Source organism: Pseudomonas sp. GD03862 (assembly GCF_029840855.1).
Classification (GTDB): Bacteria; Pseudomonadota; Gammaproteobacteria; order Pseudomonadales; family Pseudomonadaceae; genus Aquipseudomonas; species Aquipseudomonas alloputida.
In genome coordinates, this window is record NZ_JAOCDI010000014.1 from 1 (window position 1) to 10492 (window position 10492).

Consider the following 10492-nt stretch of genomic DNA (forward strand, 5'->3'; position numbering starts at 1 on the left):
GGCCACCCGAAGGTGGCCTTAATGAACTAGAGAGTGTTCGAACTTACACGGCCGCAACAGGGCGCATGTACGAGATCGGTGCCGTACTGGCATCTTCGAAAGTGACCACTTCCCAGGCATCGGTTTCAGCAATCAGCTTGCGCAACAGCTGGTTGTTCAGCGCGTGGCCGGACTTGAAGCCCTTGAACTCGCCGATCAGGCTGTTGCCCAGCAGGTACAGATCGCCGATGGCGTCGAGGATCTTGTGCTTGACGAATTCGTCTTCGTAACGAAGGCCGTCTTCGTTCAGCACGCCGTCCTCATCGACCACGATGGCGTTCTCGACACTGCCACCCAACGCAAGGTTGTGCTTGCGCAGGTACTCGATGTCACGCATGAAACCAAAAGTACGCGCGCGGCTGACTTCTTTCACGAACGACGTGCTGGAAAAGTCGACGCTGGCGCTCTGGGTCCGGTTGCGAAGCACCGGGTGATCGAAATCGATCTCGAAGCTCACCTTGAAACCTTCGAAAGGCAGGAACGTGGCGCGCTTGTCGCCCTCTTCCACGGTTACCTCACGCAGGATGCGGATGAACTTCTTGGCTGCGTCCTGTTCTTCCAGGCCGGCAGACTGAATCAGGAATACAAAAGGACCGGCGCTGCCATCCATGATCGGCACTTCCGAGGCGGAGAGCTCGACGTAGGCGTTATCGATGCCCAGACCCGCCATGGCGGAGAGCAGGTGCTCGACCGTATCGACCTTGACGTCACCGTTGACCAGCGTCGTCGACATGGTTGTCTCGCCGACGTTGGCCGCACGCGCAGGGATCTCGACCACAGGGTCGAGGTCGGCGCGGCGGAAGACGATGCCGGTGTCAACAGGTGCAGGCTTGAGGGTCAGGTAAACCTTCTCCCCGGAGTGCAGACCGACACCTGTGGCACGGATGGTATTCTTCAGGGTGCGTTGTTTAATCATGGCATTGGCCGCTTCAGCGCAAATTGCGAACAGGTATCAACAAAGGCTGGGGATGATAACAGACCCAACCTTTGATGAATACCAATCACCTTTATACCCCTGATAAATTCCATTAATCAGCCTGACGACGCAGGAATGCCGGGATATCGAGGTAGTCCAGGTCATCCTGAGGGTTCAGTTTAGCGGCTGCGGCAGCACCTGCATGCGCCTGGTTGCGCATGACGGTCGGGCGCTCCAGGTCACGGTAGTTGACCGCTGGCTGCTCCTGGCGCACCGGCGCAGGATTGGACGCTTCGTACGCCTGCTGGGCAGTCTGCAGGGTATTGTCGACCACCTTCACAGGCTTCTCGATGCGTGCGCCCAGACCAGTGGCCACCACGGTCACGTGCAGTTCGTCACGCATGTCCGGGTCGATCACGGTGCCGACCTTGACCATCGCGTGGTCGGAGGCGAAGGCTTCGATGATGCTACCTACGTCGGAGTACTCACCCAGCGACAGGTCCGGGCCTGCGGTGATGTTCACCAGGATACCGCGGGCGCCCTGCAGGTTGACGTCTTCCAGCAGCGGGTTACGGATAGCTGCCTCGGTGGCTTCGCGTGCACGGTTCGGGCCGCTGGCGCAGCCAGTACCCATCATGGCCATGCCCATTTCACCCATCACGGTACGCACGTCGGCGAAGTCGACGTTGATCATGCCTGGGCGCTTGATGATGTCGGAGATACCGCGTACGGCACCGGCCAGTACATCGTCAGCCTTGGCGAAGGCGGACAGCAGGCTGGCATCCTTGCCCAGGATGGTCAGCAGCTTCTCGTTGGGGATGGTGATCAACGAGTCGACGCTTTCAGCCAGCATGCGGATGCCTTCATCGGCGATCTGCATGCGCTTGCGGCCTTCGAACGGGAACGGACGGGTCACCACTGCGACGGTGAGGATACCCATTTCCTTGGCCACTTCGGCAATGATTGGCGCTGCACCGGTACCGGTACCGCCGCCCATGCCAGTGGTGATGAACACCATGTTGGTGCCCTGCAGCACTTCAGCGATGCGCTCACGGTCTTCCAGCGCGGCCTGACGGCCGACTTCCGGATTGGCACCGGCACCCAGGCCTTTGGTCACGCCAGTGCCCAATTGCAGGATGGTGCGCGCGCCAATGTTTTTCAGCGCCTGGGCATCGGTGTTGGCGCAGATGAATTCCACGCCTTCGATGCTGCTCTTGACCATGTGATTGACGGCGTTGCCGCCACCACCACCAACGCCGATCACTTTAATGACCGGACTTTGCGGGACGTTGTCTACGAGCTCGAACATTTTCCCTCTCCTTACAGTTCTCTAGTTGTTGCGCCTACCACTACTGCTTTGAAACTTAGAAGTTGCCCTGGACCCACTTCTTGAAGCGTTCAAGCACTGGGGCCTTCGGTTCATCGCCATAGCTGTTGCTGCTGCTGTTGCTGTTACCGGTCAGGGCCAAGTCCTCGGACTGCTTCAGCAGGCCGTAGGTGAGCAAGCCCACACCAGTGGAATAGATCGGGTTGCGCACCACGTCGCTCAGCCCCCGAACGCTGTGCGGCACGCCCAGGCGTACCGGCATGTGGAAAATTTCCTCGGCCAGTTCGACGGCGCCTTCCATCTTCGCGGTGCCGCCGGTGAGGACGATGCCGGCGGGCACCAGGTCTTCGTAGCCACTGCGGCGCAGTTCGGCCTGGATCAGGGTGAAGAGCTCGTCGTAACGTGGCTCCACCACCTCGGCCAGGGCCTGGCGCGACAGCTCGCGCGGTGGGCGATCGCCCACGCTCGGCACCTTGATGGTCTCGCCAGCGCCAGCCAGTTTGGCCAGGGCACAGGCGTAGCGGATCTTGATTTCTTCGGCGTACTGGGTCGGGGTACGCAGGGCCATGGCGATGTCGTTGGTCACCTGGTCGCCAGCAATCGGGATGACCGCCGTGTGGCGGATGGCACCCTCGGTGAAGATGGCGATGTCGGTGGTGCCGCCACCGATGTCCACCAGGCACACGCCCAGTTCTTTTTCATCATCGGTCAGCACCGAGTAGGCCGAAGCCAGCTGCTCGAGGATGATGTCGTCGATTTCCAGGCCGCAGCGGCGCACACACTTCTCGATGTTCTGGGCGGCGTTGACTGCGCAAGTGACCACGTGAACCTTGGCTTCCAGGCGCACGCCAGACATGCCCAGCGGCTCGCGCACGCCTTCCTGGTTGTCGATCACGTAGTCCTGCGGCAAGGTGTGCAGCACGCGCTGGTCGGCCGGAATCGCCACGGCCTGGGCGGCGTCGAGTACGCGCTCCAGGTCGGCCAGGCTGACTTCGCGGTCACGGATGGCGACGATGCCATGAGAGTTCAGGCTGCGGATGTGGTTACCGGCCACACCGACGAACGCCGAGTGGATACGGCAGCCGGCCATCAGCTGCGCCTCTTCCACGGCGCGCTGGATCGACTGCACGGTGGACTCGATGTTCACCACCACGCCTTTTTTCAGGCCACGGGACGGATGGGTGCCGATCCCGACGATTTCCAGGGTGCCGTCTTCGCCCACTTCGCCCACCAGCGCCACCACCTTGGAGGTGCCAATGTCCAGCCCGACGATCATTTTGCCGCTATGCGCGTTTGCCATGGTCCTGCCTCTCTCTAATTCTTCGCAACGGCGGGTTGGGCCGTCGTCGGTGCAATCGGTTCCCGCCAACCAACGGCAAGTCCGTTGGAATAACGCAGATCAATGCGGGCGATAGTGGTGATCTGGTCTTTGAGTGTCTTGTCGTAAATGGCAATGAAACGGCGCATCTTCTCCACCAGATGATCGCGCCCCAGCAGCAACTCGATGCCTGGCCCGGCACTGCTCGCACCGGTGGTCAGGAACCAGCTGCCTCGCTCGCGCAGCTCCAGGCGAGCGATGGAAAAGCCCAAGGGGCGCAGCATCTGGCTCAATACCTGATACTGCTGCATGACTTGTTGCTGAGCACGCTGCGGCCCGGCCAGCTGCGGCAGGTGCTCATAGTTGGCCAGCTCGCGCGGGGTGAAAGCCTGACCCTGGTTGTTGAGCAGGGCTGCGTCCCCCCAGCGTGCCACCGGCAGCTGCTCTTCAAGGCGGATCACCACCTCGTCGGGCCACACCCGGCGCACTTCGGCGTGGGCGATCCACGGCATCTGCTCGAGCTCGGCGCGCATCGCCGGCAGGTCGACGCTGAAGAAGCTCGCCGCCACGTAGGGCGCGATACGCTGCTGCACCGATTGCTGACTGATGTAGCTGAGGTCGCCCTGCACATCGATCTTGGTGATCGGGCGGTCGGCGTACGGCATCAGGCGAATGGCGCCCTCGTAGGCACCAAAGCCGGCCGCCACCAGCAACACCGGCCACAGCAAGCGCTTGAGGCCGCCCAGGCTTGGCCGGGGCAGGCGCGCCGATACGGGCTCGTCGGCCACCAGCCGGCTGGCACCACGCGGCACCGGCTTGCTACGGCCGGTAACGGGTTGCTGCTGACGTATCATCGCGCCTTGCATGGTTATTAACCTCGCGTCGCCACGCTTTCGGCCAGGATTGCCAGCACCAGTTGCTGGAAGTCCAGGCCAGCCGCGCGGGCCGCCATGGGCACCAGGCTATGATCTGTCATGCCTGGTGCGGTGTTGACTTCGAGCAGCCAGAACCGGCCCTGCTCGTCCTGCATCACGTCCAGCCGCCCCCAGCCTTCGATGCCAATGGCATCGCAGGCGCGCGCGGTCAGGTCGATCAGTTCCTGTTCCTTGACGCTATCCAGCCCGCACGGGATGCGGTACTGGGTATCGTTGGCGATGTACTTGGCGTCGTAGTCGTAGAACACGTGCGGCGTACCCAGGGCGATCGGCGGCAGCACCTGGCCGCGCAGTACCGCGATGGTGAACTCCGGGCCGTGGATCCACTGCTCCACCAGTACCTGGGAATCGTATTTGGCGGCGTCCTGCCAGGCGGCGACCAGTTCCTGGGCGCTGTTCACCTTGGCCATGCCGATGCTAGAGCCTTCATGGGCGGGTTTGACGATAAGCGGGAAGCCCAGTTCCGTACTGGCCTGCAAACAATCGCTTTCGCTCGCCAGCACCGCGTGGCGTGGCGTGGGAATGCCCAGGCTCTGCCACACCTGCTTGGTGCGCAGCTTGTCCATCGCCAGCGCCGAAGCCAGGATGCCGCTGCCGGTGTAGGGGATGCCCAGGCACTCCAGCAAACCTTGCATGCTCCCGTCTTCACCGCCACGGCCGTGGAGGATGATGAAGGCGCGGTCAATCTTCTCGCTCTGCAGGCGTGCGAGCAGGTCGTCACCGACGTCGATGGCAACCACGTCGACGCCGGCAGTGCTCAGCGCATCGATCACTGCGGCGCCGGATTTCAGCGACACTTCACGCTCGGCGCTCTTGCCACCGTACAGCACGGCGACGCGACCGAACGCCTTGACGTCCAGGGTCGAGTGCAGCTTGTCGTAGGCGCTGGTCATTTCGACTTCTCCTGCTTGGCGCCTGCGAACAGCGGGCTTTTCATCAACTGGGGAGCCAGGCCGCCGACATCACCGGCACCCTGGCAGAGCAGGATGTCGCCAGCGCGCAGCAGTGGCTTGACCAGCGGTGCCAGTTCGGCGCCGCGCTCGATGTAGATCGGGTCCAGCTTGCCGCGCTGGCGGATGCTGTGGCACAGCTGACGGCTGTCGGCACCGGGGATCGGCTCTTCGCCGGCCGGGTAGACCTCCATCAGCAGCAGCACGTTGGCATCGCCCAGTACCTGGACGAAATCGTCGTACAGGTCGCGGGTGCGGCTGTAGCGGTGCGGCTGGTAGACGATCACCAGGCGGCGGCTTGGCCAGCCACCGCGCACAGCCTTGATCACCGCCGCCACTTCGGTCGGGTGATGACCGTAGTCGTCGACCAACATCACACTGCCGCCTTCGACCGGCAGCTCGCCGTATACCTGGAAGCGACGACCGACACCCTGGAAGCCGGACAGGCCCTGGACGATGGCCTCGTCAGTAATGCCTTCGTCAGTGGCGATGGCGATGGTAGCCAGGGCGTTGAGCACATTGTGGTTGCCGGGCATGTTCACCGAAACCTCCAACGGCTCGCGGTCACGGCGCAGCACGGTGAAGTGGGTCTGCATGCCCTGCTGACGCACATTGATGGCGCGGATGTCGGCCTCTTCACTGAAGCCGTAGGTCACGGTCGGGCGCTTCACCTGCGGCAGGATCTCGCGAACCACCGGGTCGTCCAGGCACATCACCGCCAGCCCATAGAACGGCAGGTTGTGCAGGAACTCGACAAAGGTTTTCTTCAGCTTGTTGAAGTCACCTTCGTAGGTCGCCATGTGGTCGGCATCGATGTTGGTGACAACCGCCACCATCGGCTGCAGGTGCAGGAAGCTGGCATCGCTTTCGTCTGCTTCAGCGATCAGGTAGCGGCTGGTGCCCAGCTGCGCATTGGTGCCGGCAGCGGTAAGGCGGCCACCGATGACGAAGGTCGGGTCCAGGCCACCGGCGGCGAACACTGAAGCCAGCAGGCTGGTCGTGGTGGTCTTGCCGTGAGTACCGGCAACGGCCACGCCATGGCGGTAACGCATCAGCTCGGCGAGCATCTCGGCACGCGGCACCACCGGAATGCGCCGCTCCAGTGCGGTGGCAACTTCCGGGTTGGCCGGGTTGATGGCGCTGGATACCACCAGCACATCGGCGGTGGCGGCGTTCTCGGCGCGGTGGCCGACGAAGATCTCAGCGCCGAAGGACTCCAGGCGTTCGGTGACCGGCGAAGCTTTAAGGTCCGAACCGGACACTTCATAGCCCAGGTTCAGCAACACTTCGGCAATACCGCACATGCCCACGCCGCCGATGCCGACGAAATGAATGCGGCGAATACGGCCCATCTTCGGCTGGGGCATGGCTTTCTGGCTCTCAACCATGGGCCACCTCCAGGCAGATATCGACCACGGTGCTGGTTGCAGCAGGTTTGGCCAGGCGCCGTGCGGTGCCAGCCATGACGTTGAGTTTCTCGGGTTGCATCAGCACCTCGTTCAGGCGTTCAGCGAGTTGCGCTGCGCCAGTTGTCGCTTGTGGCATCAGGAAGGCAGCGCCTTCGCGGGCCAGATATTGGGCGTTGTGGGTCTGGTGATCGTCGATCGCGTGGGGCAAAGGCACCAGCATCGAAGGCAGGCCTGCTGCTGCCAGTTCGCTGACAGTCAAGGCACCGGCCCGGCACACCACCAGGTCGGCCCAGCCATAAGCCTGGGCCATGTCTTTGATGAAAGGCTCTACCTGAGCCGCGACGCCCGCCTCGTGATAACGCTCGGCGGTAATCGGTGCGTGCTGCTTGCCGGCCTGGTGGAACACCTCTGGCCGCAGCGCCGCGGGCACCTCGGACAGGGCCTTAGGCAACAATTTGTTCAATGGTTCCGCACCCAGGCTGCCCCCCAGCACCAACAGGCGTGCGCGGCGCTCGCCCAAAGGCGTGCGTTGCGCGTCCATGAAGAGCTCCGGACGCACCGGGTTGCCGGTGGTGCGACGTTTGTCGCTGGCCTCGAAGGTGTTCGGGAAAGCTTCGCAGACCCGGGCCGAGAGTGGCACCAGCAACCGATTGGCGGTACCGGCCCTGGCGTTCTGCTCATGGATCACCAGTGGCACGCCGCACAGCCGCGCGGCCACGCCGCCGGGGCCGGTCACATAGCCGCCAAAGCCCAGGACACATACGGGCTTGAGCTGGCGAATGATGCGCCGTGCCTGCAGTACGGCCTTGACCAAGGTGAAAGGCGCCTTGAGCAACGACAGCTTGCCCTTGCCGCGCAAGCCGCTGACCTGAATCAGATGCAATGGCAAACCCGCCTGCGGCACCAGCTCGTTCTCGATGCCACGCGGGGTGCCCAGCCAGTGCACGCTGTAACCGCGCGCCTGGAACTCACGGGCGCAGGCCAGCGCCGGGAATACGTGCCCCCCGGTGCCGCCGGCCATGATCAACACATTTTTGCCTTCAGCGGCCATGACTGGTCTCCTCGGCAAAATCGCTTTCGCTGAATTCGTGCTCCTCACTGCCCAGGTGCGTGCGGCTTTCCCACTCGATGCGCAGCAACAGGCCCACGCAGGCGCAGCAGATCACCAGCGAGCTCCCCCCGTAACTGAGAAACGGCAGGGTCAGGCCCTTGGTCGGCAGCAGGCCGACGTTCACACCGATGTTGATCAGGAACTGGCCAATCCACAGGAAAGCCAGGCCGAACGCCATGTAGGCGGCAAAGAACTGTTTGGCTTTTTCGGCCCACAGGCCGATGTACAGGGCGCGCACGGTGACAAACACGAACAGCGCGACGGTCAGCAGCGAGCCGACCACGCCCAGTTCTTCCGCCAGTACCGAGAACACGAAGTCGGTGTGCGCTTCAGGCAGGTAGAACTGCTTCTGCACGCTGTTGCCCAGGCCAACGCCCAGCCACTCGCCACGGCCGAAGGCGATCAGTGCCTGGGTCAGCTGGTAGCCCGAGCCGAACTGATCGGCCCAGGGGTCGGTGAAGGTAATAAGGCGCGCCATCCGGTAGGGCTGCGCCTGCACCAGGACAAATACCGCCAGCACCGCCAGCACCACCATCAGGCTGAAGCGGAACAGCCCCACCCCTCCTAAAAACAACATGGCCGCCGCCGCGCCCATCATCACCACCGTGGCGCCGAAGTCCGGTTCCATCAGCAGCAAGGCGGCCATGGGCAGCAGCACGATGAACGGCTTGAAGAAGCCCATCCAGGTTTCGCGCACCTCGGTCTGTCGGCGTACCAGGTAGCCGGCCAGGTAGATGACCACGAACACCTTGGCGATTTCCGAAGGCTGCACGTTGAAGAAGCTGAAACCGATCCAGCGCATGGAGCCGTTGACCTCACGGCCGATACCCGGCACCAGCACCAGTACCAGCAAGCCGAAGGCGCCAAGCAGCATCATGAAGCCCATGCGCTGCCAAGTGGCGATCGGCACCAGGATGGTTGCCCCGCAGGCCACCAGGCCAAGGAACACGTACACCAGGTGGCGGAACATGTGATACAGCGGGTTGCCGGACTGTACCGCAGCCACTTCCGAGGAGGCCGAAGTGATCATCACCAGGCCCAGGCCCAGCAAGGCCAGGCAACCGGCCAGCATCGGGAAGTCCAGGTCGATGCCACGGCCGCTGATCAGCGGCGACGGGTAGGGTTTGAAGATGCCGAAGATCATGCAAGACCTCCCGCTGCCTGGGCGAACAGGCGTCCCCGTTCCTCGAAGTTCTTGAACATGTCGAGGCTGGCGCATGCTGGCGACAGCAGCACGGCATCGCCGGCCTGGGCCAGCTCGGCACACTGCTGTACGGCATCGTCAAGGGTCTTGACCCGAACCAGTGGCACGGCATCGCCCAAGGCCTCGGCCAGGCGCTCGGCATCACGGCCAAGCAATACCACGGCGCGGCAGAAACGCTTGACCGGCTCGCGCAGCGCAGTGAATTCAGCACCTTTGCCGTCACCACCGGCGATCAGCACCAACTTGCCTTCGATATCGGCGCCCAGGCCTTCGATGGCGGCCAGGGCTGCACCGACGTTGGTGGCCTTGGAATCGTCGTACCAGTTCACGCCATTACGCTCGCGTACCCACTGGCACCGGTGGGCCAGGCCACCGAATTCGCGCAGGGCCTCGAGCATGGGCTCGAACGGCAGGCCTGCAGCATGCCCCAGGGCCAGCGCCGCCAGGGCGTTACTCTGGTTGTGAGCACCGCGAACCTTCAGTTCGCGCGCCGGCATCAGCGTCTGGAACTCGAACGCCAGGTATTTCTCACCGTCCACTTCACGCAGGCCAAACGCTTTGAAGTCGGGCGGGTTGAGGCCGAAGGTCCAGCATGGACGGCCTTCCACCGGCAGCGGCCGGCTCAGGGCGTCCTGGCGGTTGACCACCACCTGGCGGGCACCGCGGAAAATCCGGTGCTTGGCCAGGTGGTAGGCCGGAAGGCCGCTATAGCGGTCCATGTGGTCTTCGCTGATGTTCAGAACGGTCGCCACTTCGGCGTTGAGCTGGTCAGTGGTTTCCAGCTGGAAGCTGGAAAGCTCCAGCACGTACAGCTCGATGTCATCGGCCAGCAGGTCGAGGGCCGGGGTACCGAGGTTACCGCCCACGGCCACGCGTTTGCCGGCCTTGGCGGCCATTTCACCGACCAGCGTCGTGACGGTGCTCTTGGCGTTGGAACCACTGATGGCAACGATCGGCGCCTTGGCATGGCGAGCAAACAGCTCTATGTCGCCAGACAGCTTCACGCCACGCGCGGCAGCCTGCTGCAAGGCCGGCGTGGCCAAGGCCAGACCGGGGCTCACGTACAGCTCGTTGGCGCGGCACAGGAAGTCCACGTCCAGTTCACCACAGCGCACTTCCACCTGCGGGTAATCACGGCGCAGGGTTTCCAGTTCCGGCGGTTGCTCGCGGGTATCGGCGACCGCAAAGGCAATGCCCCGGCTCGCCAGGAAGCGAACCAGGGACATGCCGCTCTTGCCGAGGCCGACAACGATGCGGAATTGGTCGGAAGCGATCAAAGACAC

At 63.3% G+C, this 10492-nt stretch carries 9 protein-coding genes; all 9 read right to left on the minus strand.

The features are described from left to right. Window positions 1-43: 43 nt before the first annotated feature. Window positions 44-955 (minus strand): UDP-3-O-acyl-N-acetylglucosamine deacetylase, encoded by a 912-nt coding sequence (lpxC, locus tag N5D53_RS11500; RefSeq protein WP_003251873.1) that lies wholly within the window; start codon window positions 953-955, stop codon window positions 44-46. 112 nt (window positions 956-1067) lie between these two features. Next, window positions 1068-2264 (minus strand): cell division protein FtsZ, encoded by a 1197-nt coding sequence (gene ftsZ / locus N5D53_RS11505; protein WP_003251871.1) that lies wholly within the window; start codon window positions 2262-2264, stop codon window positions 1068-1070. A gap of 55 nt (window positions 2265-2319) precedes the next feature. Further along, on the minus strand, window positions 2320-3582 hold the full coding sequence (gene ftsA, locus N5D53_RS11510; RefSeq protein ID WP_003251867.1) for a cell division protein FtsA: 1263 nt from the start codon (window positions 3580-3582) through the stop codon (window positions 2320-2322). A 14-nt stretch (window positions 3583-3596) separates the two neighbouring features. Further along, window positions 3597-4466 (minus strand): cell division protein FtsQ/DivIB, encoded by an 870-nt coding sequence (locus tag N5D53_RS11515; protein WP_003251865.1) that lies wholly within the window; start codon window positions 4464-4466, stop codon window positions 3597-3599. Window positions 4467-4471: 5 nt separating this feature from the next. Beyond that, complete coding sequence (locus N5D53_RS11520; protein WP_014592278.1) at window positions 4472-5428, minus strand: D-alanine--D-alanine ligase; 957 nt, start codon at window positions 5426-5428, stop codon at window positions 4472-4474. After that, the gene (gene murC / locus N5D53_RS11525) at window positions 5425-6873 is read right to left on the minus strand and encodes a UDP-N-acetylmuramate--L-alanine ligase (protein WP_010952455.1); all 1449 of its coding nucleotides are present in this window, start codon (window positions 6871-6873) and stop codon (window positions 5425-5427) included. The genes N5D53_RS11520 and murC overlap by 4 nt, the downstream gene beginning before the upstream one ends. Further along, on the minus strand, window positions 6866-7945 hold the full coding sequence (gene murG / locus N5D53_RS11530; protein ID WP_010952454.1) for an undecaprenyldiphospho-muramoylpentapeptide beta-N-acetylglucosaminyltransferase: 1080 nt from the start codon (window positions 7943-7945) through the stop codon (window positions 6866-6868). Before murG ends, murC begins: the two co-directional genes overlap by 8 nt. After that, window positions 7935-9146, minus strand: coding sequence for a putative lipid II flippase FtsW (gene ftsW, locus N5D53_RS11535; protein ID WP_177410040.1), 1212 nt, complete (start codon window positions 9144-9146; stop codon window positions 7935-7937). Before ftsW ends, murG begins: the two co-directional genes overlap by 11 nt. Beyond that, complete coding sequence (murD, locus tag N5D53_RS11540; protein ID WP_029615326.1) at window positions 9146-10492, minus strand: UDP-N-acetylmuramoyl-L-alanine--D-glutamate ligase; 1347 nt, start codon at window positions 10490-10492, stop codon at window positions 9146-9148. The genes ftsW and murD overlap by 1 nt, the downstream gene beginning before the upstream one ends.